General features: G+C 40.8%; 18 protein-coding genes and 1 riboswitch. Of the genes, 5 read left to right on the top strand and 13 right to left on the bottom strand.

Features of this window, described 5'->3' with window-relative positions:
• Positions 1–43 precede the first annotated feature (43 nt).
• Positions 44–799 carry a LytR/AlgR family response regulator transcription factor gene (locus OIZ54_RS16925; RefSeq protein WP_024033980.1) on the top strand — a complete coding sequence of 252 codons (756 nt, stop codon included), beginning with the start codon at positions 44–46 and terminating at the stop codon, positions 797–799.
• A gap of 16 nt (positions 800–815) precedes the next feature.
• On the opposite strand, the gene OIZ54_RS16920 is transcribed toward OIZ54_RS16925, so the two are convergent.
• The 5 genes from OIZ54_RS16920 to OIZ54_RS16900 form a co-directional block, all read right to left on the bottom strand.
• Positions 816–1,214: a hypothetical protein gene (locus OIZ54_RS16920; protein WP_055255445.1), complete on the bottom strand. Its 399-nt coding sequence runs from the start codon at positions 1,212–1,214 to the stop codon at positions 816–818.
• A gap of 60 nt (positions 1,215–1,274) precedes the next feature.
• Positions 1,275–3,392: a S9 family peptidase gene (locus OIZ54_RS16915; RefSeq protein ID WP_413680552.1), complete on the bottom strand. Its 2,118-nt coding sequence runs from the start codon at positions 3,390–3,392 to the stop codon at positions 1,275–1,277.
• 119 nt (positions 3,393–3,511) lie between these two features.
• The gene (locus OIZ54_RS16910; RefSeq protein ID WP_029772913.1) at positions 3,512–4,078 is read right to left on the bottom strand and encodes a hypothetical protein; all 567 of its coding nucleotides are present in this window, start codon (positions 4,076–4,078) and stop codon (positions 3,512–3,514) included.
• A gap of 95 nt (positions 4,079–4,173) precedes the next feature.
• Positions 4,174–4,256: riboswitch (cyclic di-GMP riboswitch) on the bottom strand.
• 111 nt (positions 4,257–4,367) lie between these two features.
• Positions 4,368–7,508, bottom strand: a complete 3,141-nt coding sequence (locus OIZ54_RS16905; RefSeq protein ID WP_264390890.1) for an efflux RND transporter permease subunit — start codon at positions 7,506–7,508, stop codon at positions 4,368–4,370.
• An 11-nt stretch (positions 7,509–7,519) separates the two neighbouring features.
• Positions 7,520–8,704, bottom strand: coding sequence for an efflux RND transporter periplasmic adaptor subunit (locus tag OIZ54_RS16900; RefSeq protein WP_121638152.1), 1,185 nt, complete (start codon positions 8,702–8,704; stop codon positions 7,520–7,522).
• Between the two features lie 290 nt (positions 8,705–8,994).
• Here OIZ54_RS16900 and OIZ54_RS16895 point away from each other — a divergent pair, with 290 nt between their 5' ends.
• Positions 8,995–11,505: a zinc-dependent metalloprotease gene (locus OIZ54_RS16895; protein WP_264390889.1), complete on the top strand. Its 2,511-nt coding sequence runs from the start codon at positions 8,995–8,997 to the stop codon at positions 11,503–11,505.
• 42 nt (positions 11,506–11,547) lie between these two features.
• Here the strand turns inward: OIZ54_RS16895 and OIZ54_RS16890 are convergent, their stop codons facing one another.
• The 4 genes from OIZ54_RS16890 to OIZ54_RS16875 form a co-directional block, all read right to left on the bottom strand.
• Positions 11,548–12,336, bottom strand: coding sequence for a PhzF family phenazine biosynthesis protein (locus tag OIZ54_RS16890; protein WP_264390888.1), 789 nt, complete (start codon positions 12,334–12,336; stop codon positions 11,548–11,550).
• A 20-nt stretch (positions 12,337–12,356) separates the two neighbouring features.
• Positions 12,357–12,830, bottom strand: a complete 474-nt coding sequence (locus OIZ54_RS16885) for a pilin (protein WP_096740324.1) — start codon at positions 12,828–12,830, stop codon at positions 12,357–12,359.
• Positions 12,827–13,651 (bottom strand): hypothetical protein, encoded by an 825-nt coding sequence (locus OIZ54_RS16880; RefSeq protein WP_096740325.1) that lies wholly within the window; start codon positions 13,649–13,651, stop codon positions 12,827–12,829. The genes OIZ54_RS16885 and OIZ54_RS16880 overlap by 4 nt, the downstream gene beginning before the upstream one ends.
• A gap of 71 nt (positions 13,652–13,722) precedes the next feature.
• Positions 13,723–14,337 carry a PQ-loop domain-containing transporter gene (locus tag OIZ54_RS16875; protein ID WP_029773076.1) on the bottom strand — a complete coding sequence of 205 codons (615 nt, stop codon included), beginning with the start codon at positions 14,335–14,337 and terminating at the stop codon, positions 13,723–13,725.
• A 363-nt stretch (positions 14,338–14,700) separates the two neighbouring features.
• Between OIZ54_RS16875 and OIZ54_RS16870 the strand changes: the two genes are divergently transcribed.
• Both OIZ54_RS16870 and OIZ54_RS16865 read left to right on the top strand, forming a co-directional pair.
• Complete coding sequence (locus OIZ54_RS16870; protein ID WP_138577359.1) at positions 14,701–15,834, top strand: PepSY-associated TM helix domain-containing protein; 1,134 nt, start codon at positions 14,701–14,703, stop codon at positions 15,832–15,834.
• Positions 15,835–15,882: 48 nt separating this feature from the next.
• Complete coding sequence (locus tag OIZ54_RS16865; RefSeq protein ID WP_126008625.1) at positions 15,883–17,028, top strand: tetratricopeptide repeat protein; 1,146 nt, start codon at positions 15,883–15,885, stop codon at positions 17,026–17,028.
• Positions 17,029–17,112: 84 nt separating this feature from the next.
• Here OIZ54_RS16865 and OIZ54_RS16860 read toward each other — a convergent pair whose 3' ends face one another.
• From OIZ54_RS16860 to OIZ54_RS16845, 4 genes are all read right to left on the bottom strand, one after another.
• Positions 17,113–19,932: a TolB family protein gene (locus OIZ54_RS16860; protein WP_264390887.1), complete on the bottom strand. Its 2,820-nt coding sequence runs from the start codon at positions 19,930–19,932 to the stop codon at positions 17,113–17,115.
• 206 nt (positions 19,933–20,138) lie between these two features.
• Positions 20,139–21,683: a PH domain-containing protein gene (locus OIZ54_RS16855; protein ID WP_264390886.1), complete on the bottom strand. Its 1,545-nt coding sequence runs from the start codon at positions 21,681–21,683 to the stop codon at positions 20,139–20,141.
• The gene (locus OIZ54_RS16850) at positions 21,676–22,209 is read right to left on the bottom strand and encodes a PH domain-containing protein (protein ID WP_264390885.1); all 534 of its coding nucleotides are present in this window, start codon (positions 22,207–22,209) and stop codon (positions 21,676–21,678) included. Before OIZ54_RS16850 ends, OIZ54_RS16855 begins: the two co-directional genes overlap by 8 nt.
• Positions 22,210–22,230: 21 nt before the next feature.
• Complete coding sequence (locus tag OIZ54_RS16845) at positions 22,231–23,091, bottom strand: D-hexose-6-phosphate mutarotase (RefSeq protein ID WP_248443766.1); 861 nt, start codon at positions 23,089–23,091, stop codon at positions 22,231–22,233.
• Positions 23,092–23,623: 532 nt separating this feature from the next.
• On the opposite strand from OIZ54_RS16845, the gene OIZ54_RS16840 reads away from it, so the two are divergent.
• Positions 23,624–24,106 carry a MarR family winged helix-turn-helix transcriptional regulator gene (locus OIZ54_RS16840; RefSeq protein WP_004586011.1) on the top strand — a complete coding sequence of 161 codons (483 nt, stop codon included), beginning with the start codon at positions 23,624–23,626 and terminating at the stop codon, positions 24,104–24,106.
• The last annotated feature ends 52 nt before the right edge of the window (positions 24,107–24,158 follow it).

Below are 24,158 nucleotides of genomic sequence, written 5' to 3'. Positions count from 1 at the left end.
ATACACGGTCTTTATAACTACACACTCTAGAGATGGATTCTTTATGATTACTTACTTTCATGCACTAATTAGAGTTAGCACGAGCAAATTTGCAACATTCTTAACTCAGCAGGTGCAAGCTCACCGTCACTTTGATTCGCAAACACAACTGCCCGAGCAGCGTTTAGATCAAATAGATACCTCTCGTTTTAATGTGCTTTTTTACGAATTATCTAATTTAAATGATCCTACTCAAATAGTGCACCTAACTGAATTGGCTAAAACAATGAAAGTGGTGGTGATTGCTAGGTCGGCTGAATTTGCTAATTTTGCGTTTGAAGTCGGCGCAGTCGATTTTTTAACCGTCGATGCAACCGCTTCAAGGCTTGAAAAATGCTTCGATAAGCTTATTCATTTATGCCCACTAGCCACACAAGCCGAGCGCTTGTTTAAAGCCGCATCTGAAAACGAGCAGCCCATTGCTGCACATATTGTTGTTAAAGATGTAGGAAAGGTACGTTTAATAGATATTAACGATATTGTATGGATAAACGGTGCGGGTAATTATGTAGAGCTACACTTTAATGGTAACAGCGCCCCCGTTTTACACCGTGAAACCATGAAAAACATTGAGCAACAGCTAGAGCCTGAAGGTTTTATACGTATTCACCGCTCCACGCTAGTTAGAAAACATGCCATAAAAGAGCTTATGCCAACAGACAGCGGCGACTATAAAGTGAAGCTTAAAAACAATATCTCGTTAAATTTATCAAGAAGGTACAAAAACTGCCTAGAGAGCATTATAAGCCCCGTAGCATAGGGGCTTGTAATTCTATTTACCAGTAGGTTTTAATGTATTCATCGTCTGGGTGATGATGTAGGTAACTTTCTGAGTCTTTATAAAAGTTAACTTCAATATCGCTGTTGCTCCAGACCTTCTCGAACATATTTTTAGCAATAATGTTTGCATATAAGTAATCTACGCGTTCGTAGCCACGCTCTTTTACGCTGGCAAAGTACGCCTCTAACGAGTCCATGCTATCTACAGTTATTAACTCAAATTCTTCTAAATTAACCACAACACACTTTACCGCGCCTTTGGGGTGCATACTTAGTTCGTTCACCACGCCATTCGTTAGTAAAGTAATTCCTTCATTATTAAAACTACCCATTAGCTTTAAATACATGGTGGGTGGCTGAGAGCAAATATAAAACTCTCCATGTGCTCCAAACATAAATAACCTTTTATATATCAGTGCTTCATTAAAGCTTAATACATTTTGCGTATTTTGCAGTTAATTTATAAGCGCAATAAAAAAGGCCATTTCGAGGGCTTTTTCTTCAAGGCTTTTAAAACGCCCAGATGCGCCGCCATGCCCTGCATCCATGTCGGTTTTGAATATCAGTATATTGTTATCGGTTTTGAGTTCTCGCATTTTTGCTACCCACTTCATAGGCTCCCAATACTGTACTTGAGAGTCGTGCAAGCCTGTGGTGACTAAAATATGCGGGTAATCTTGGGCGCTAATATTATCGTACGGTGAGTAGGCGGCTATTACATCATAAAAGTGCTCATCGTTTGGGTTGCCCCATTCATCATACTCGTTAGTGGTAAGTGGAATACTTTCATCTAGCATGGTGGTTAACACATCTAAAAATGGCACATGACACCCTACACCTAAGTAAAGCTCTGGCGCTTGGTTTAATACAGCGCCCATTAACAAACCACCTGCACTGCCGCCAGAGGCAAATACTTTGTTTTTATCACCGTAGCCTTGCTCTACAAGAGCCTTTGTAATATCAATAAAGTCGCTAAAGCTATTTTGTTTATGCTCTTTTTTACCTTGCTCGTACCAATGGCGTCCTAGCATTTCGGAGCCTCTTACATGTGCAATCGCATACACAAAACCGCGATCTAGCAAACTCAATGAGGTACTCGAAAAGCTCGGATCTATCGTGTAGCCATATGCACCATAGCCATATTGAAACAGCGGGTTAGTGCCATCTTTGGTAAAGGTGTCTTTTCTATAAACTAATGAAACAGGTACTTGCACGCCATCGCGTGCTGTCACGAATAAGCGCTCAGAGGCATAAAGTGCACTATCAAACCCGCCCAGTACTTGCTGCTGTTTTAACAATGTTTTTTTGCCTGTGGCTAAATCAACATCGTACAACGTTCCAGGCGTGGTTAGGCTTGAATAATAAATACGTACCGAACGTGCCTGTGGCTCGGGGTTCATCGCCACAGCGGCATAGTAACTTGGGTCGCTAAATTCAAGCGCCATGCGCTCTTGAGCATGGTTAATAACAACAAAGCGAGCTTGACCTTGCTCGCGCTCAGTTAATACTAAAAAGTCGTCAAATATCTCTACGCCTTCAAGCAATACATGCTCACGGTGCGCGGTGTGCTCTTGCCACTGCGTTTTATCTGCAATCGTTTCGCTTGTTGCCGTCATCAGTCTGAAGTTTTTAGCTTGCCAGTTGGTTACTATGTAATAAGTATCACCGTGTTTATCTATATCAAACTCATGCCCTTCTTCGCGCGGTAGTAATGCGTTAAATTCTCCTTGCGGGTTATTGGCATCGAGCACCCAGGTATCGTTTGTTTCGGTGGTGGCCAAATCTATAATAATAAGGCTCTCGTCACGGCTTTTACCCAAGCCCATAAAAAAGCTTTTATCGTGCTCTTCGTACACCATGACATCTTGGCTTTGCGCTGTGCCTAGTTCATGCCTAAACACCTGAAAACCCAGTAACGTTTGTAAGTCTTTTTTAACGTAAAATACGGTTTTATTGTCGTTAGCCCAAACAATTTGCCCTTCGGTGTTTTCTAAAACATCGCTGAGCATTTCACCTGTTTGCAGGTTTTTAAAATGTACGCTGTAAATTCTGCGCCCTTCGGTGTCTTCGCTGTATGCCATTAATTGCTCGCATGGGCTTAGCGCGACTTCACCTAGTTCGTAAAATTCATGGTTTTGAGCTAAAGCATTCACATCAAGAAGTAACTGCTTGTTATCGGTGTTAATACTTGTGCTTCTGTAATGGCGCGAATACTCATCGTCACCACGTACCTCTGAGTGATACCAGTACTTGCCATCTTTAACCGGCACCGTGTTGTCATCTTTTACGATGCGCCCTTTTAGTTCTTCAAAAATACTGTTTTGAAGTGGCTTTATTGCGGCTAGTTGCTCATCGCAGTATGTATTTTCGGCCGCTAAATGGGCGAGTATTTCTGGGTTTTCGCGCTCATCATCGCGCATCCAGTAGTAGTTATCGGTGCGCGTTTTATTGTGCATAGTTAATTGATGAGGTTGCTTTTTAGCAACTGGAAAACGAGCTAATGATTGAGAAGAAAATTCACTTAAAGACACAACAAAACCGTATAAAAAATAACAATGCAGGCAGTTTATCATAAAAATAAAAAAGCCCACTCATAGAGAGTGGGCTTGAGGTATAAGTCCAAATTTTAAAATTACTGCAATTTTATTCTTGTCATTACACCCATGGGAAGATGGTTTTTATTTTAAAAGCGTTAAGAGACCTTAGTCCAGGCCATTGCCCAGCTTTTTCCGATACCAGGTTCAAAGCTTGGGTCTTTATCATTATTGGTTCTGCAAAATTGGCTAAATGGCCATGCCTTACATTGGTATATATAACCGGTTTTAGGCTGCAGCACGCGAGTACCCGCGTTGTATTGCTCGCCCCCATTAGGGTATACAAAATCATATGCTTGGTTGGTGCACTTAGCGGGGGTATCGCACTTTGCAATGCAATGAAAATCAACCTTTGCCTTATTAATACCGCTACTTTCTAGGGCAAATATTTCGTTATCTCGATAGCCAACAACCAACCCTTGCTTGGTCATTCTACCTGCACTTACCAGGGGCACATGCACGTTTATATACTCAGCAACTAAGCGTGGCCAAGCATGAGGCTCACCTTGTTCTAAAGAGGTAATTTTATAATCAAACGATAAATCAACAAGCACTCCTTGCATGTCTGAAAAGGTTACACTAACCACATCCCCAATGAATAATTGAGTATGATGGTTTAAACAACCTATAGTTGACCATTTTCCACAGGCCAACGACGTATGCATAAACACAGTAACACCTTAAGAGTCACAAAATTTTATCCATATCATATGGATACACAAAAACGACACTGAGGGCAAGCAATACCGTATAAAAATTATGCAGCAGCCCCGCTATCGTAGTTTACACCTTAGACCGGAAACTTTGCGTCTTAGCCTTTCGACTAATTTGCCAACAGAAAAAAGTGATTATAAAACGTGCGCAAAGCTTATTCAAACAAAAGAATGTAACCGAGATTTTTATATAACCCTAAATAACTAAAAAGCCAACTTGTTAAAGTTGGCTTTTAATAGTTTAAGAGGTTTGGTTTATAGGGGCTTTTCGCCTAAATACTTTTCGAAAAGCCATTTTAAACACGCCGCCAATATCACCTAAAATAATGTACAAGCACGGCACCAATATAAGGGTGATTAGTGTTGCAAACATTACCGCAAAGCCTAGCGCTACTGCCATAGGGATTACAAATTTAGCTTGTAAGCTGGTTTCAAACATTATAGGCAGAACCCCTGCAAAGGTTGTAATAGAGGTTAATAATATTGCCCTAAAGCGTGCACAACCGGCTTCTATTACCGCGTTTTTAACGCTTACACCCTCTCGGCGTACTTGGTTTACGTAGTCGGTCATTACCAGCGAGTCGTTTATTACAACGCCAGCCGCGGCTATTAAACCAAAGCCCGACATTAAGCTAATGTCTAAATCAAACCAAAAGTGTCCCCAAATAGCCCCCGTTAAACTAAACGGAATAACCGACATAACAATAAGCGGCTGGGCATAACTTTTAAGTGGTACAGCAAGCAATATATAAACTAAAATCATGCCGCCTACAAAAAACAGCAGCTGCTCATTAGCTTGCGCTTGTTGCTCTTCTATTGCGCCACCTAGCTCTGATTTTACACTTGGGTATTCTTCTTTAAGTTGCGGCAGTAAGTTTTCTTTTACTTGCGAAACCACTTCGCCTGGCTCTATAGCTTCTTCATCAATACTGCCGTACACATAAACAGTACGATAACCGCCCTCACGGCGAATATAGCTAATACCCGGCGCTTCGGTTAATTCAACCACATCACCTAAAAGTACTTCACGCCCTTGCGGTGTAGTAACTACAGTGTGTTTTAGCGATGAAAACGCTTCGCGAGTCAGTTTAGGGTAACGTACCATTACTCTTACTTCTTCGCCGTTACGTATTACACGCTGTGCTTCGCCACCATAAAAACTAGCGCCTACTTGATTTGCAATGTTAGCAAGGTCGAGCCCTAAATCGTAAGCTACAGGTTTTAAGCTCATTTGCACTTCTTTGCTAGCAGGGTCAATGGTTGAACTTATATCAAACAAGCCTTTTTGTTGCTGCAATAGCTGAATAAAACGACGGCCTGCCGCATTAAGCGTTTCTATATCAGAGCCAAACAGTAAATAACCAAATTCGCCTTCGCCAGTGCCGCCACCGCCGCCAACATCATCTTCAATAGTGAGTGATTTAATACCGGCAATGGTTGGCATGGCTTCTCGCCAGCGGCGCGAAAGTTCAAACGCGTTATAAGGGCGTAAGTCTTCATCAACCAACGGCGCAAGTAACTGAGACTCCGTTCTGCCTTGGTTAAATACCAGTACATCACGAATTATTTTTTGGCCAAATTCACGCTCTGTTTCTTCATCAACTCTTAACACCATGGCTTCTACTTCACGAATAGCTGCAATAGTTTGTAAATCAGACACATTGTCATTCATTTCTATTTGAATTTGCGGAAAATCATGCGGCACTTTAGGAGTAGGTACAGTGCGTACTTTATTTGATGTGATCAGCGCAATGCTGATAAAAAACATAGCAATAAAGCCAAACAATACTGTCCAACGCCAATCTACACAACGCGATATAAAACGCTTATAAGGGCCATTTACAAAGCCAAAAAAGCGGGTATTAAACCTATCGCGCCAGCCCCCTTTTTTAATAGGTGAAAAGTGCGTGTGGGCAATGTGCGCCGGTAAAATAAGTTTTGATTCAACTAAGCTAAATACTAAACACAGCATAACTACTACGGCAATACCGTAAAAGAAGGCGCTTTCTGGCCCGCTTGAAAGTGTAAACGGGGCAAACACTGCAATGGTTGTTAGTACACCAAATGTAGCAGGGGTTGCTACACGGTTAGCACCACGGACGACGTTTTCAACTCCGCCTCCGCTTTTTTCAACCTCAGTATAGGCGGCCTCTCCTATTACTATGGCGTCATCTACCACAATCCCGAGCACCATAATAAAAGCAAACAACGAAATAATATTAATGCTTATACCAAATAAAGGCATTAGCATCATGGCGCCTAAAAAGCACACTGGTAAGCCAATCATTACCCAAAGCGCTAATTTAAAGCGCAAGAATAACGAAAGCATAATAGCGACTAATATTGCCCCTTGAAACAAGTTAGCCTTCATCATATCAAGGCGCGCATTTAGGTAGTACGTCATGTCCATTAAAGGCTCTAACCTAACGCCCGGTGGCAGCTGGGTATTTTTTTGCTCAATAAATGCTTTAACCGAATCGGCAACGGGGATCATGTTTTGATCTTGCGTTGCCTTTACCGACATATACACCGCGTTTTCGCCATTAAATTTAAAGTAGCGCTCGCCTTCGGTAAATTGGTCTTTAATAACAGCAATGTCTTGCAACAATACTTTAGCGCCGTATTCGCCTATTTTTACCGGAATTTGTCTAAACTCATCGCCAGAGTAATACTGGTTTTCAACCCGAACAGAAATAATCCCTGCATCTGTTGTTAGTTGCCCCGCCGAAAAATTAGCAGAGTAATTACGCACAGCGGTCATTACATCGCTTAGGGTTAAGTTGTATTGGCGCAAAGTGTCTGGGTCGATTTCAATGGCAATTTCATCAAGCGGCACATCGTTTTCTACCAACGACACGTTTGATAGCTGTAATAGCTCATCTTCAATTTGATTGGCAATTGGTTTGAGTTCTGTCAGCGGCAAATCGGCAACTAAGGTCATCCCTATAACATCTTGCCTAAACTCAATCTGACTTATGGTGACCGGTTCCATACCCGCAGGAAAGGTTGCAATACCATCAACACGCAGCTTTACCTTATCAAGTACATCGGTAAGCTCTGCATCAGTGTTAATTTCAAGGCTTGCTCTACCGCCATTTCTAAAGGCGCGGTACACGCCCTTTTTAATTTCGGTCACATCCTTTAGTGATTCTTCAATTTTTATAAGAATGCTTTCTTCAATTTCTTGTGGTGAGGCACCGGGGTAATTTGCCTCAACATTAATGTAGTTAATTTCTACATTAGGAAACATTTGGCGCTGAATGGTTAAGTAACTAATAATCCCCATGATGATGATAAAAACCATCATTAGGTTGGCTGCAACAGAGTTTTTAGCAAAATAAGCTATTAGCCCTGTTTGTTTTTTTTCAATTGATTCGCTCATTAATTTACACCTTACAACTGTTGCGCATCAGCGCCACTTTCGGTGTTTGTATTAGCGTTACTTGGCTCGCCCATGCCAGCCACTTTAACCTGCATGCCTTTTTGTGGGTACTCAGGTAACGTGGTAACCAACTTATCATCGGCGTTAAGTCCGCTGCTAATATAAAAGTACTCGCCTTCTTCTCTCACTACGGTTACTTTGCGCGGTTCAAGTTCTTGGTTTTCGTTAACTATCCACACCGTTTGGTTATTAACTAATGATTGCGGCAAACGGTAAATATTATTAAGCATGGCGCCTGCAAAATTAACCTGCACGTAGCTGCCAAATTTAATAGCCGGTTGCTGTGTTTTTAAGCCGTATGGGTCTTCAATACGTACCACTAAGCTGCTCATGCGCGTCGCGTTATCTACAATACCTAGGTCGCGGTCAATCACGCCTTCACGTGTAAAACTGTTTAAACCTTTTTGAATAATAGTGGCCTTAATGCCCTTAATTCGCTCCGGTAAAAATACGCTATCAAAACCAGCAATAGGAATAATAACCTCTGCTGTTTCTATATTATTTAAATCGGCCACTTGTGCGCCCATAGCCACAAACTGGCCTACCCCCACATTGCGGCTTATAACAAGCGCATCGTAAGGTGCTTTTATATCGCAGTTTTCTAAATCGCGTTGTGCTCTTTTTAATGCGGCTTGCGCAGATTTAACCGCTGCTTGGGCGCTTAGCACCTGCGGTTTACGTAAAAACAAGTCGGTACGTGCCTTACTCGGAAAACGCTTTGCTTCGTCTTCGGCTACTTTTGCCTGCGCTTGCTCTTCAATTAAGGCCGCTTTGGCACGCGCTAAATCGGCTTCGGCTACCAATACGGCTGCTTCGTAGTTGTCTTTTTCAATGCTAATAAGTGTATCGCCACGAGAAACCACGCCACCCGCTACAAAGTTAGGGTGCCAGCTAATTACTTCGCCCGACACCTGCGCCGCCAACTGCGTATTTTCTAATGGTTTTATTTCGCCATAGCTGTTTATTATTACTTGATGATTATTAGCTTCTACAGGCTCAACTTGCACGGTGGGGCGTGTATCTACTGCTGTTTTACTTTGATCTTCTTGTGCAATAGCGTTTATTCCCATAAAGCCCACTACACCAATGGCTAATGCTACAAATGGGAACACCCATCTCAGTGAATTTGATTGCATATCCTAATTACCTCATATTTCTACTAACACTATAATAACAGAGCGCAATAAAACATTAACCTGACATTTGTAAGCAACTGTTACAAATAAAATTGGGAACTAAATATAGCTCTGTACCCGTTAACAAACACCTGCTATTCATCGCATTTATTATATTTTGTTACAAACTTTTACTATTTAAAATCAATAAATTACAGGTTTAGGCTATTATTTCATCGAGAAGATGTGCGAACAAATTTTAATTTACGTACAGTCACACTAAATAAATAACAGCGAAAAAGATTATTACAATGAAATTAACAACCCTTGCGCTAACACTTAGTGTAGCGCTTAGCGGCCACGCACTGGCTAGCGATAAAAAAGAAGACAAAAAACCACAAACCCTAAGCGAAATGGTCGAAGGACAAACCGAATTTTCAGGTATTTTTAATTTATACCAAGACCCAAAAACCGGTGAGCACTTAATGGTGATCACCGAATCGCAGCTTAATACCCCTTTTGTATACTTTGCCCATACAGTCGACGGTGTCACTGATGCTGGGCATTATCGCGGTGCCTATAGAGAAACCAAGCTTATTGAGTTTAGAAAATACTTTGACCGCATAGATATAGTTAGCAAAACCCCTCGCTATAAATTTGATCAAAACAGTGCCATTGCCAAAGCAAGCAATGCCAATATTAGCGAAGCCGTTTTAGCCAGCATTAAAATAGAAAAAGAAGAACAAGGAAAAATAGCCTTTAAGGTCAACAAGCTATTTTTAAGTGAGGCGCTACACAAGGTATCACCAACGCCAAACCCAGCCGATAAAAAAGCTAAAAAACGCTTTAAAGTGGGTAAATTAAACAGCAAAAAGTCGCGTATTGTTAAGCAGCGTCCTTACCCAAATAACTTAGATGTGGTTGTAGACTACGTATTTAGTAATGCCAGCCCCACCGTGCGTGGTACAAGCGCAGTAAGCGACCCGCGCAATGTCTCTGTTAAGGTGCAGCACTCTTTTGTTGCATTACCAAAAAGCGACTATAAACCACGTAAAGATGACGCGCGCATAGGCTATTTCACCAATCAATTTGATCTAATGACCTCGACTGATTGGGCACCATATGAAGATGTTATTAAACGCTGGGACCTACAAAAGAAAAACCCTAGTGCTGAGCTTTCTGAGCCAGTAAAGCCAATTACCTGGTGGATAGAAAATACCACCCCAGTAGAGTGGCGCGACACAATACGCGATGCCGTACTTACTTGGAATAGCGCTTTTGAAAAAGCCGGTTTTAAAAACGCACTAGAAGTTAAAGTACAACCCGATGACGCAACCTGGGATGCTGGTGATATTAACTACAACGTATTACGTTGGACATCATCACCTAAACCGGCATTTGGTGGTTACGGGCCGGCTCTTGCCAACCCGCTAACAGGTGAAATACTTGGCTCAGACATTATGCTTGAGTTTGTGTTTATGAAAAACCGCTGGATTTACGACACGCTTTACACACAAGGCACAATGAGCCACGGCGAAAACCTGCACACAAGTGGCGATTTAAATTGCTCACTAGGCCATGAAATTCAACAAAACCTATTACTTGCTAAAGGCTTAGCAACAGGTGCCTCCATTGATGACAATGAAATGATTCGCCAAGGTTTAACTCAGTTAATTCTTCATGAAGTAGGCCATACACTAGGCTTAAACCACAATATGAAATCGTCTATTTTGTGGGATGAAAAAGAGATTCATGATAAAACCAAAACCCAAGGCATAGTTACAGGCTCAGTGATGGATTATGCGCCGGCCAACATAGCCCCCATTGGTGTGCAGCAAGGCGATATTTTTCAAACCAAACCAGGCCCTTATGACGACTGGGCTATAAACTATGGCTACAGCACAGCCCTTGAAGATGAAACCGCAGAGCGCGCACGCCTAAATACTATATTAGCGCGCTCTAGCGAGCATGCGCTTGCCTTTGGTAACGATGCCGACGACATGCGCGCACCGGGTCGCCATATAGACCCACGGGTAATGATAGGCGACCTTTCATCAAACCCTGCAGCCTATGGCGCCGACCGTATGGCGCTAATTAATAAGTTATTTACTGAGCTAAAAGATAAAGCCACAGTAAAAGGTGAGTCTTACCAACAACTGGTTACCTCAGCTAATAGTTTATTTGGCCAATACCGCTCGCAAGCGGGCATTGTTTCTCGCCAAATAGGTGGCGTATATGTTGAACGTGCCGTTGTGGGCGACCAGCATGCTGATAAACCCTTTACCCCCGTACCGCTTGAGCGCCAAACACAAGCAATGAACATACTTGCTAAATATGTATTTGCGCCAGATGTACTCACTAGCATGCAACCACTGTATAACTATTTACAGCAACAGCGTCGCGGCTTTAGCCATTATGGTAAAAATGAAGACCCTAAAGCGCACAAAATGATTTTAGGCATGCAAAAAACAGTACTTGCGCAATTGCTGCACCCTGCTGTTATGCTGCGTATTTCAGACACCGCGCTGTACGGTAACGAATATAGCCTAACGCAATTTATGGACGACCTAACTGCCAGTATTTTTGTTGATAGCAAAGAGAGCACGTCTATTAGCCGCAATCTACAAATTGAGTATGTAAATCAGCTTATTGCTATTGCAGGCCTAGGCAAAGCCAGTAAACACGACAATTTGGCAAAAACAGCCGCGCTCTATCAGCTAACGCAAATAGCTGATACCAGCGTAGGATGGGGAGCCGATACAGCAACTAAAGCGCATAAAAAGTATATTGATCACTTAATTGCTAAAGCGTTAGAAGCTTAATTAACTAAATCAAACAGGCCACGTAATACGTGGCCTGTTTATTTATAAATAAATTGTGCCTTTTAAATACCGCACGGCGTTACCGGTTAAGGTCACTGTATTTTCGCCTACTTCGCATTGTATAAAACCACCTCGGCTTGAAGCCTGATACGCGTTTAATTTATTTTTACCTAATTGCTGCGCCCAGTAGGGGGCAAGGCCGGTATGAATAGAGCCCGTAGCAAAGTCTTCTTCGCCACCACTTGCTGGCCAAAAATAACGAGACACAATATCGTACTCAGCAGAACTCGCAGTGGCGACCACATCAAGTGGATATAAGGTTTTTAACAAATCAGACTCAGTGGTTAAATCATGAATGTGTTGAGCATTTTCGTATATAGCAAAATATGCTTGGCGGTTTTTAAGCACCTTAATAGGTTGTATAGACAACCCTTTCAACAACGCATCGGGTATAGTTTGCACTTCATCTGGCGCTTGTTTAGGAAAGGTCATAGCAAAACTACCATCGCTATTTTTATTAACAATAAGCTCCCCTACAGCCGCGGCGTTAAAGCGCACTTGGCTAAGGTTGTGCTGCTCGCATAAAACATACGCAGCAGCGAGCGTAGCGTGGCCGCAAAAATCTATTTCCATTAATGGCGAAAACCAACGTATTGCAAAACTGCCATCTGCCTGAGGGCAAGTAAACGCAGTTTCAGAAACATTATTTTCAGCGCCAATATTAAGCATTAACTCATCACTAAGCCACGACTCAAGCGGGATCACAGCCGCGTAATTACCTTTAAATAACTCGCTGGTAAATGCATCAATTTGATGGATGGTGAGTTGCATAGGTTAACCCCCTAAATTAGTTATAAACAAGCCGAAGGTAATACATCTTTAGGTACTGTCGTTTTATTTTCACCCACAGCTTGCATCCCTACAACAGGTTCATCAAAACCACATAACCATGCAATAGGACTTGTGGGGCTATTAGTAACGACTGCGGGTCTAAAAGTTAAAACTGTATTTTGCAAAGGCTGCGAGGCTTTATTCCCCAAGCTAATGTTAATTGCACCGTTTTCTATGGAAATACCTGTCACTCGATTTCCTATTAAATATTTACTTTCAGGCACGTTTGCTTGTTTATTATTTTTAGGAAACGCTCTGTTTTCAATGTAATACGTAGTTACGTCTTCTCTAATTACTGCGGCCATAGCAAGCGGATCAACAAGTTCAGCTTTTTGCATATATTTACTGTATTGAGGTAAAGCAACGGCCGCCAAAATACCAATAATAGAAATTACGACCATCAATTCAATTAGCGTAAATCCTTTTGACTTCATAACACTTCTCCTAGCATAAAAATTGGTTGATAAGCCGCTTTCACAAATAAGTAAATTGACACAACAATGACTAATCCATACAGAATAACCAGCTTATTTATAAAGCCTTTAGCCTGCAAATTAAATTGTTCCAGCTGCTGCTCAAGTAACACTTTAAACTCTTCATGAGTTTCGTAGCCTAACGAATCACACTTAGCCAAATGTTTAGTTTCGACTATTGCGGCGTTTTCATCCTCTTTGAAATTTACCGCAAAGTTAAGCGTTGTAATTAGGCGATCGTATTTCTTAATTAAACTGCGGGGAAGTAAAGCTTTTGATAAACCAATAAAAGGCTGCGAGTCGGTTAAAGCGCATGCATTTTTAATTTTAAAAATTACTATAAAAATAATGCTTTGCAGTAAAACCAATAGAATAATTGGCACATACCAATAAGAAAAGTAATCACCTAAGGTGTGCGCGGAAGAAGCCATATGATTGCTATATATCTCTACAAATGTAGGAACAACAAAAGACTGATATAAAAGCGAAGAAAAAACATAAATAAAAAAAACAGCAGTTAAATAGCTAAAAATGCCTTTGTGCTCAAATTTATACCCGCTAACTAGCTGCGGTACACATTGATAATGCAGGGCTTGTTTTTGCAAAATACCTGCATCTTGCAGGGCAAATTTTGCTGCAAGGCAATTGGCTAATTTACTGTCTGCGTATTTATTAGCATAAACGGCTAAATACGATTGTGTGGTTAGCTCTTCTTTTTGTGCGGCACTTAATGTTTTAGAACTATAGACACGGCAAATGTAGCCAAACTGATTCCAATTCATACTTTATCCTTTTATTTGATAAAGTAACTTGCCACATATTTAGCACAATATAAATAGAAGACGATTGTTTTTTAAGCCATTGCGGGGCGCATTTTATAATATTGCATACATGCAAATTGCACGGCATTTGTAAGTAGTAACATAACGAACATTAAAATATGCGAGGTGCTGGGCATAGCACTGCTTAGCTCTACAAATAAGCCACAGGTACCTGCTACAAACTGCAAGCTAAAGTAGCGGGCGCTTAAATTGCTAATATTGCCACTGCGTAAGGTTTTGTACGTTTGCGGCATAACCCGCACTGAGCTCATTACCAGCCCTACGTATGTAAGGGCGTTGAGCACCGATGATGTTTCTAAGCTTTTATTTAACAGCAATAAAAAAGGTAATAACGAAAAGCCAAGCATAGCCACAAGCTGTATACGTTCAGCTTTTGCGGCGTTATAGCGTGCAAAGTAATATAAAATTAAACCACTTAGCGCCCCAGTTACAAAAAATGGTAAAGCAATAAAGTAGCGTTCAAAATAAATATTGTAGGTAATAAAGTAGAGGCTTTGTGCTAAACCAAAGGTCATCATTAATAGTGATAACCCCGACACACTGCGATTCTTTCTAATTTTGCTCAATAGCGGTAAAAAGCTAAAAACTAAAATAAAAGCCGACAAAATAGGTAGATAGTGCGCCAAAACAACCTCGCTCGTTACTTAAATGTTAATATAAAACCCGCCTGAAACAATAAATAAACATATGTTTTTAAAAGGGTTTTAAAGTGAGCGCGCATTGTAATGATGAATACATTTTACTCAACAAATTAGCGTAAACCTATATTAGGCACTGGCAAGATAGCTGTACAAAAAGCGTTACTTTAAGTGAACACCTGAGCCGCTTTGTATTTAAAAGTTACCAACCTTACACCTCAGCTTAAACGCATTTTACTCTAGAGATCGGCTCGCTCTAAAACAATTATTGTGCATTCATCGCACAACTATGAAATAGAACTGATAATTGTTATCATACGCAGGTCCGTGGCAATTACACAAAAAAAAACTATGAGAAAAACACTTTTTAAAATTCACAGCTGGGTAGCACTTATAGCGCTTATTCCGCTGCTTGTTATCAGTATAACTGGTAGCGTTTTGGTATTTAAAAGCGAGATTGACGGCTTACTAATGCCAGACAGTCACTTTGTTGTACAACAACAAGCCAACCGCTTACCTATTGATACACTTATAACAAAAACTCAAAAAACCTACCCTGAGTATGTTGTTGGTAGCTGGGAAATATTTAACGATGACACTGCTGATCGGGTTTATTTAATTAAACGCGGTACAGAGGACTGGTATAAATTTCATTTAGATCAATACACGGGCAATATTTTATCGGAGCCAGTAGGCACTAGCCATTACTTTACCGACTGGTTTTTAGACTTACATTACACCTTTTTACTTAACGATTTAAAAAGCTTACCAGGGCAAACTGGCACTGTTTTAGGGTTCTTTTTTGCGGTGTTTTTTTTAGTACTGAGTATTACAGGTCTTATTATTTATCGTAAGTTTTGGCAGCGGTTATTTAGTGTACGCTGGCGCGCCACACTGCAAATAGTGCTTAGCGACATTCATAAAATGACCGGCGTAATTGGCTCGCCAATTATTATAATTTTAGCCATCACCGGCGGCTACTTTAATGGCGCGGTGTGGTATCACGAAGTAATTGAACACGCAGAAGAAGAGCACTTTGTATTAACTAAAAATTTATACAATGAAGAGATTTCTTTTCAGCACGTACTTGATGACAGCCAAAAGCAAATACCCACCTTTAATGGTACGTTTTTAGTAATGCCGCTTGAGCCAGACGAAAACATAACGTTATTTGGTGAGGTTGATACCAGCAACCCGCTTGCCAGTGAATATGCCAATACCGTGACTTACAATAAGCTAACGGGCGAGCATATGGCTAACTGGGACATTCGCGAAGTGGGTGTAGGTTGGCAAGTAATTGATAGCTTTAGAAAACTACACTTTGGCTATTTTGCAGGACTCATTAGTAAAATAATTTGGTGTGTTATTGGTTTAAGCCCTGTTTGGCTTGGCGGTACTGGCTTTTATTTATGGTTTACTCGCCGTAAGCGTAAAAAACAGTCTCAAAAAAACCGCTTAAGTAAACACCGCACTGTAAGTGCTTGATTAAAAAATTACCTCACTGTAATGTTAAAACTCACAGTGAGGTGATATATGAAATATTTAGTTTTTACACTTAGTTTATTGCTAACTGCTTGCAGTAGCACCCCGCCCGAAGCGCCAATTAAAAAAGTACAACTTACCCATATAATAAATCACTCGCTTTTCGAGCAGGTTAAAACACCTAGCGAGCACAGTATTTTTGAGCTATCGGAGCCTGAAAAAAGCGCATTTTTAACCTACGCACACTCGCGTTTAAACAATGTACGCGCTGATGAAATTATTTTTAATTACCTGCAAAACCAGCTCACCAACTTTAAGTATGATGGCGCCACCCTCACAGCCCAACAAGCGATTGAACGCTCAGAAGGTAACTGCATTAGTTTAGCCATACTTACGCAAAGCTATGCGCAGCTTTTAAACCTCGAAACCAGCTTTCAAGAAATGACGAGCGAACCTGTGTATGCCAAAGAAGGCAATGTAATTTATGTTGCTAACCACTTTAGAACGAAAATTTACGCCCCAAAAAAAGAAACAGATGAAGATATTATTGTAATAATTCGCGCAGGCACGTTAATTGATTACTTCCCCACCCGTGGCAGCTTTTACTCAGGCAGCGCTACGTATAACGATTTACTGTCTAATTTTTATAGCAACTTAGCGGCCACGGCACTAGCCGAAAACAACCTTAATAAGGCTTACTCTTTAATTATGCAAGCCAACCGCTTTACGCCAAACGATGCAGAACTATTTAATATAGCCGGCGTGCTGCACCGCCGTGCAGGCGATTTAAAAAGCGCTCACATGATTTACCAAACCGCGCTTGATAGAAACGATATAAGTATAAATTTAATTAATAACTATCGAATATTAGCAAAAGAGTTGGGAGATAAAACACTAGAAAAACGCCTTACAAGCCAGCTTGTTGATAAAGAAAAAGATCCCTACGAGCTACTCGTTATTGCTAAAAATAACTTACATCAGGGCAAGGTCACTCAAGCTAAAAAACAACTCGAACTTGCCATTGCAAAAGCCCCTTATATATCGGAGCTCTATTTAGAGCTGGCTAAAATTCGCTACCAACAAGGTAACACAGCGCAAACACAAAGCTTGCTTGAAAAAGCCATCCAGTATGAGCGCAATAAAGAAAGGCTAAACGTATATCAAGCTAAGCTTGCGTCGCTAAACAAGCACAATTAACCATAGGTATTTTAAATTAGTTTAAACACGGCTTTTGCTAATGCACTTATTACACAAGTGCGTTAGCGTGTTATAGCAATTTACTTAAAGCGAGTAGTAAAAGCTAAACCAGCCGCGCATTTCATCCTCAAAGCTATCGCCTTCAACGCGCGATAATCCCATATTAAAGGTTAAATCGTTCACACCGACTGGGCCTAATCCAAAGCTAAAATTGCCTTGATACTTTAAACCATAACTTTGTGCGTATACCGCATCATCTACCTGATGCTGTTTGTAATAAAGCCACGGCATGCCTTCTTTAAAGCTAAAACCACCGCCATAACCCATGTAGCGCTCAGCAGTTGTGCTATAAAATGGCAGCTCTGATGAAAGCACAAACTCACTATTTTGATGCTCGCTAATTAGGTTTGAGCTAAATCCGCCTAGCGCTAAGCTGCTATCATCGCGCTGCTTTTGAGTAAAATTAATATAAAGCGGCACATCAAACGCTTTACCAAATAATTTGGCCGCTAAATCATAGCCATCCCAATTATTGTTTTTACTGCTGCCATCGTAATACTGGGCATTAACACTTTGCCCTATAGCAAATGCTTGGCGGTCGTACTGCCAGCTTTGTGTAATGCCTATGCGTGCCCATTTATTATAGTCTTGCTTATAATCGGTATAGTTATAAGCCAGCTCTGGCGTTATGCTAAACGCCGCGTATTTAATCGGGTAACTTAAGACTGCAAAACCACCTCGTGCAGATACTTCTGCATTTTCGCTCGCTTGGTATTGTTTTGCGGTATTTAAATCATAATTAAATACACTCAATTTAAGCTTAACTGGCAGTGCATTATATTTTGCCTGAGCGTATCCACCGTGCAAAGCATCATCATTTAAATCAACACCATAGCCCGCTTGAAGGTCTAACTGTTTAAGTAAGTCACTACTTTTAATATTTATATTTAAAGTACTTGAAGCGGCCGAGTAATACTGTGCGCCTAGCGCTAGGCTCGCATGCTGATCAAGCACATCGTAGCTGCTTTGTTTACCTACATTTTCGCTATATATTTTTGCTTTAGGCAAAGTGTATTGATCAACCAAAAGCAGTGGCGCGCTATTATCAAGTGCTAAATCAGTGATTACTTCACCCTCTAGCGTACTCGGTAGTTGCTTTACATTAGGCCCATCAGCAGTAATAGATAAATAAAGTAATGCCCCTTCGTTTGTTTCTAGCGGGTGGGCAACGGCTTCTTGGCCCTGGGTAAGTTTAGTTAATGTGCTATTTGCAATATGGTAGCTATAAATATCAGTTGAGCCTTTTAATCCGGCTACAAAGTAAATTTTTTCTCCGTTTTTACTAAAGCTGGTTTGGCTTAAGTATTGATACCCGTTTGGCATAGGCACGGCTTGGCGAGTATTATTGGCAATATCTTGTATATACAATTGCCAATTCTCATTCAAATTGGCTGATACATAAGCTAGCTGGGTTCCATCAGGGCTAAAAGTTGGGTAGTCGTAAGCTGTTTTTAAGCTTTTAGTAAATAAAGAGGTAATGGTTTGCGTTGTTAAGTCTACTTTTACTAATTCTGAGTAGCCACCACGTACTTGCTCGGCGTAAAGGGTTTCTCCATTGTTTGTAACACTAAAGCGGCGTAAGCCAGCAAGTTTAGTTAACTGCTCAACTTTTCCGGTTTCGGTGTTATAACTAAAAATATCAGACACTTTGTTATAAATACCCGTCTCTTCACGTGTATAAGCATTAAAGTAAAGTGTACTGTTATTTACCCATTGTGGATTAGCAATTCCCGCTCTGTTTATTTGATTTAATACGTGCTTTTTCTCACGTTTAAATACACTCGGGGCGTTATCGGGTATATCCAATGCATCGTTTTCTAATAGCGCTTTTTGTGCTTTTGTAAATTCATCTTCAGCTTTAGTATTATCCTGCGTGCTATAAATAATAAGCTTGGTTTTTTTATCTTTATCGCGCTCAACAATCGCAAGTTTACTGCCATCTTTTGAAAGCGCAGGGTTGCTTGCATATAAGTTAAGCTTTAACCACAGCTCGCTGTTAAGCGCAGGCTCTGACTGCTCTTTTGCCATCGCTTTATAGGTATATTGTGCAATAAAGCGGCCATATAACTTAGCCGCACTTTGGCCAAATATCCCAGTAAAGGCCTCGTTAAAATCGCGCTTTTTAACTGCCTGCATACGTGTCCAAACGGCATCGAGCATTTGCGCTGAATAAGTTTGCTCTAGCCAATTTAAAAACCGGCTGCCCATTAAATACGCCATAGAGCCAGCCATAAAACCGCCCTCTGTATCGCTTAGCTGGCTATAGCTAGGCAATGCCCCCTGCTGGGCAAACTCAATTAGCATTGACTCAGTGTAGTTATCAAATAGTCGCCCTCGGCCCGTCATTTTTGACTCAAGTAAGGTTGCATAACCTTCGGCTACCCAGCGCGGCATATCACTGTAAGTTAAGTCGTAAATATCCCACACACCCCGTATTTTTTGCTGCCACGTGTTGCGTGTTGGCTGCGCTAAATGCACTAAGTGAATATATTCGTGCAATATCAGTAATTGCTGCCAGCCACTAATGTTAGAAACCACCGTATCTGATTGTGGGGGCGTGGTAAAAAGGGCCATTAAAGGATTATTAGAAGTAGGTAAAGCAAAGCCGTTGGGCGCATTTAGGGGATCAAACACCACCACATCAACTACTTTATCGAGCGCTCGGTTTTGCTGCTCAAGCACTTTACTGCGTACTATTTCAAGTTCGACCGCTGTCGATTTAGCATAATCGGCGTTTTCGGTGCTGTAATGCACATTAAAGTGCTCGGTATGAATAGTTTGCCAATCAGCAGCTAAGGTAGGTGTGGCTAATAACAAAGAGGCAGCGATGAGTGATTTTTTCATAATAATCCTTTAAATGATTGATACCACTTAGAGTATTATTAAACCAACTAATGTTGCAGTAAAAAAATGTAACAAAGCTTATGAAAGTGTATAATTTATAAGCTTTTAAATTAAGCAATGCCTTGTTTTACATGAAAGATTAATAACGCCGTTAACGCTTTATTTGGCAACCTAAAAAGGCTAAATATGTAAGTCGATTGGTATAATTACATCCAATTACGCTGCGTTGACTCCGCCTGATAAAGAGTAAAATCAATTATATAATCAGCATCTTGCTGCTTTATATAGGGCATAAAGGCAAACCCTGATGCAAGTTGTATATACAGGCTTTTAAGCCCTGCGCGGCGCATAAAGTAGGTACTAATACTGCGTGCACTTTGTGCTTTATACAGTTCAAACACACGGTAATGCACACCTATCATACCTTTGCGTACCACCATGTAAAAACGGCCGTTGTCTTCATGCAAATAATAGCCATAACGCTGATAAGTAAGCGTTACTAATCCCGCTAAAATAAGTAATACTCCCAAGCTAAGCCAGGCATTAAAGTCGCCTAAATAACAACCTAACAGCACAATAGCGCTTGGAATTAAGGCATAAAAGCTCAAGTTTTTATAAAGTAAGGCACGTTCTGCGCCGTTAAACTGCAATTTTTTGCTATTAAACCACGGGTAAATCCATTGGCAAACGCTATCTACTTGCTCGCTATTTAAAACGGGTAACACTAAGGTTTGTTTATTTTTTTTAGCAGCCACGCCCGCCGCTATCCCCCCGCTACTAGCTTGTAAGCACTCAACGGTAAAACGCTTTAGTAACCGCCCCATTAGGTTTTGTTTTATAACTATAGATTGCACTTTATCCATGCTCATAGACAACTGATGGCGCTCTAATAAGCCGGCAATACGTTTAAATTTTTGACCTTTAAAGTAAAGCTCAAAGTTATAAAAACGAATAAACGACATACCTACCGACAACATCACAGCCGTTAAAACAAGCAAAGCAATAAGCGTTATCATGGCAAAGGTTGCAGCACTTGCCAGTAAACCAAGCTCTTGCTGATAAAACCCCTCTACCTTAGCAATAATTTGCTGCTCTAAAAAATCTACCAACACATTTATAAAAGGCGCAATAGCGGCCATTGCTAATATAGCCATATTAGACATTAAGCCAAATTTAGCGATTTCTTTATTACTGATACGTAAGCTATTTTCTGCTTCAAAATGCTCGCTTGAGGGTGTTTTCTCGTCGGGTTGCTGCTGCGCCTTAAAGGCAAAAATTTGTTTACGCATTTGCTGTGCATAGGCTTTGGTAACACCTGGCAATACCGCCTCTTGGGTTACGCTGCCTGCGGCATCAAAAATACAATTAACCAAATTAACGGGCGTAAAATAAAAGGGCTCAGCAATATTAACGTTTTGCACGCGCGAAAACTTTAGCGTTAGGCGCTCTTTTTTAAACACCCCTTTGTTAAGCAAAATTTCGTGATCGTCGCTAATGCAAAACTTAAAATTTATGTAATATAAAATTGAATATATTAGCAGTGTCACTAACGCAATAGCACCTGCAACTTGCGCCCAAAACAGCTTGTTTTCTACTTGTGTTACAAACACCACAAGCATAGGCAGCAGGTTTAAAAGCCCGTCTTTTACAAAGCGCACACTAAAATACACCACAAAATACAACACCGCCCAAGGCGATACTTTTTGCCAATGTAGTGAGCTACTTTGCTCCTGGCTAATGGTATTACTCATTTGCTAATTCAACCTGCGCGGGTGTGCCGTCTTGGCGATAATTTTGTACAAATTGGCGTATGTTTTTGCACTGCTCGTGGGTTAAGCCACTTATTTGTAAATCAGCACTGACCCCGCCGGCACTAAATAACTTTAAGCTGGCTAACTTTAGTTTTCGCTCAATGGGGCCTTGGTGAATTTCCATATGCTGTACACGCGCGAGGGGCAAAATAGTTATTTGCTGCCAAATAACCCCTTTTTTAAACGCAATATCGTGATTGCGCAGCGCAAAGCCCTGCAGCTTAATACTCAGGGCGTTATAAAGCATTGAAAGCAATATTAAAATAGGCACGCCTATCAGCAAGTAGGTTTGCGCTTTGTTAGCAAACGCTTCGTTAAAGTAACAAACAGCAAACAGTACCGCGCAAAAAGGAATGTAAAACGCCAGCCAATTAAGTTGCACGTGTAGTAACGCTTTATCGGCCAAGGGGTTGAGCTCTATTTCGCTATGCTTTGGTAAATCCATTACTTGCTGATTATCAAACACGATTTTAAGTACCTTTCCTATTTACTGACTATTAGCCCAGCTGATTGTAGTAACTAACGTATGGCTTTGTTTAGGCTCAAGTGTCACGTTATCTTCTAACACATTGGCGGCTTCTAAACACACCATGCTCAGGTATTCATCGTCAGCAAAATTAGATAAACGCTTAGATTTTTCTATCCATGGGTTCCACAGCACACACGAGCTTGAGTTCTCGCGGCTTACATTAATAATCCCATCTGGGGTGTGAATGTGTTGCTGCTTAGCGGCCTGGGTATAAACCATATCGGTTTCGCGGGTAAACTCCACTGGCGCATTTTGCGCAAACGGCCCTTCACCAAATTCAATATATTGCGCGCCTTGTAAACCTTCTACATGGGTGTGTTTTATATCTGAGGTAGGAAAATAGCTGTGCAAAGCCTGCGTATAGCTAAAAGGGCTATTACTTAAATTAGTGGTTGTTAAACGCACCTGTAATTGCTCGCTCAATACAAACTCAACCTTTAACGCCGAGTGGTGCGGCCAATACGTTGGGTTAACTAACTTCATGGGTAAGTTTAAGCTAATTGTAATGTGCTCATCATCTTCATGCACAGCATCAGCTTGCCATAAACTGGTACGTGCAAAGCCATGTGCTGGCCAATCTTGGTTTTCATGATTACCAAACCAAGGCCAACAAATAGGAATACCACCGCGAATGCTCACCCCTTCTTGAAACGTCTCATTTTTAGAGACCCAAATAAGTGGCTTGTTATTTTTTGGGATGAACTCGGTAATTTGCCCGCCTTGCAAAAATATTTTTGCATCACACTTTGAGCTCGCAACTTTTATAAACTCTAGGCCGGTTTCGCTTTGTTCAATGCTAACTGATGGCGATAATTTCATGTTTTTCCCTACAATGCTGATATTAAAGATTTTTAACATGTGCATATAAACAATAATGCATGTGCAAAGTATACGCTATACTCACTAAACATTGCGTGCATAATTTGTTCATTGGCGATTAATACATACACAGCTAACTTACAAACAATTACCAATTAATAACAGCTGTTATAAATAACACTAATGCGTATAAATAATGGCCATGCTTTAGGGTAGTAAAACCGCGGCTAAGCTTAGGCAAGCGCATGTTAAATTTATTAAGGTATTAATGCAGGTGGGTATAATACTAAAGTCTAAACCATAAGACTTGCCAATTATTCACAACATACGTAGTGTGCGCACCACAATGCAAACAATATGCTAATAACATTTAATAAGTTTTAAACAAAATTATACTATTTTAGTTTCTGCTCAAACTAATAAAAACCAATAAACATGGGCTCAAGCTTAATTTATTATTTGAATTCAATTTATTTGATGTGTAACATTTCGCGATTACGGCACACCTTTGGCCCATCGACGAGATAAGCAAATGCAAAAATATGACGAATTATTAGTTTCTTTACGTAAAGTAATCCGCGCGATTGACTTACATTCTAAGCAGCTAAATAAAACATCAGGTTTAACAGGCCCACAATTGCTTATAATGCAAGAAGTAGCGCACACCGATGGAATAACAGCAAGCCGTATCGCTCAGAATGTTAACTTAAGCCCGGCTACTGTAACTAATATTCTTGATAGAATAGAAAGCAGAAACCTTGTAACACGCGTTCGTAGTCAAATGGATAAACGCCGAGTGAGCTTATACCTCACCGAGCAAGGGAAAGAGTTACTAGAAAAAGCACCTCAGCCACTGCAAGAACACTTTATTGAAAAGTTTTCTGCACTTGCAGAGTGGGAGCAAAGTTTATTGCTTTCATCTATGCAACGCGTTGCAGCAATGATGGATGCTGATAAGTTAGACGCATCACCTCTATTAGAGGTAGGCGCGTTAACTCAAACACCAAATAAATAAAAAAAATAAAAAATAAATTTAAATTAGTTCTTACATCATTCGTAAGGGGCTT

Origin of the sequence: Pseudoalteromonas sp. A3 (assembly GCF_025942345.1) — a bacterium.
GTDB classification, from domain to species: domain Bacteria; phylum Pseudomonadota; class Gammaproteobacteria; order Enterobacterales; family Alteromonadaceae; genus Pseudoalteromonas; species Pseudoalteromonas atlantica.
Note: the sequence above shows the minus strand (reverse complement) of the source record. Positions and strands in the feature narration are given on the sequence as shown.

Excerpts from the sequence above, each read along its gene's own strand:
- OIZ54_RS16925 (WP_024033980.1), top strand. The coding sequence starts at position 44 with ATGATTACTTACTTTCATGCACTAATTAGAGTTAGCACGAGCAAATTT.
- OIZ54_RS16920 (WP_055255445.1), bottom strand. The coding sequence starts at position 1,214 with ATGTTTGGAGCACATGGAGAGTTTTATATTTGCTCTCAGCCACCCACC.
- OIZ54_RS16915 (WP_413680552.1), bottom strand. The coding sequence starts at position 3,392 with ATGATAAACTGCCTGCATTGTTATTTTTTATACGGTTTTGTTGTGTCT.
- OIZ54_RS16910 (WP_029772913.1), bottom strand. The coding sequence starts at position 4,078 with ATGCATACGTCGTTGGCCTGTGGAAAATGGTCAACTATAGGTTGTTTA.
- OIZ54_RS16905 (WP_264390890.1), bottom strand. The coding sequence starts at position 7,508 with ATGAGCGAATCAATTGAAAAAAAACAAACAGGGCTAATAGCTTATTTT.
- OIZ54_RS16900 (WP_121638152.1), bottom strand. The coding sequence starts at position 8,704 with ATGCAATCAAATTCACTGAGATGGGTGTTCCCATTTGTAGCATTAGCC.
- OIZ54_RS16895 (WP_264390889.1), top strand. The coding sequence starts at position 8,995 with ATGAAATTAACAACCCTTGCGCTAACACTTAGTGTAGCGCTTAGCGGC.
- OIZ54_RS16890 (WP_264390888.1), bottom strand. The coding sequence starts at position 12,336 with ATGCAACTCACCATCCATCAAATTGATGCATTTACCAGCGAGTTATTT.
- OIZ54_RS16885 (WP_096740324.1), bottom strand. The coding sequence starts at position 12,830 with ATGAAGTCAAAAGGATTTACGCTAATTGAATTGATGGTCGTAATTTCT.
- OIZ54_RS16880 (WP_096740325.1), bottom strand. The coding sequence starts at position 13,651 with ATGAATTGGAATCAGTTTGGCTACATTTGCCGTGTCTATAGTTCTAAA.
- OIZ54_RS16870 (WP_138577359.1), top strand. The coding sequence starts at position 14,701 with ATGAGAAAAACACTTTTTAAAATTCACAGCTGGGTAGCACTTATAGCG.
- OIZ54_RS16865 (WP_126008625.1), top strand. The coding sequence starts at position 15,883 with ATGAAATATTTAGTTTTTACACTTAGTTTATTGCTAACTGCTTGCAGT.
- OIZ54_RS16860 (WP_264390887.1), bottom strand. The coding sequence starts at position 19,932 with ATGAAAAAATCACTCATCGCTGCCTCTTTGTTATTAGCCACACCTACC.
- OIZ54_RS16855 (WP_264390886.1), bottom strand. The coding sequence starts at position 21,683 with ATGAGTAATACCATTAGCCAGGAGCAAAGTAGCTCACTACATTGGCAA.
- OIZ54_RS16845 (WP_248443766.1), bottom strand. The coding sequence starts at position 23,091 with ATGAAATTATCGCCATCAGTTAGCATTGAACAAAGCGAAACCGGCCTA.
- OIZ54_RS16840 (WP_004586011.1), top strand. The coding sequence starts at position 23,624 with ATGCAAAAATATGACGAATTATTAGTTTCTTTACGTAAAGTAATCCGC.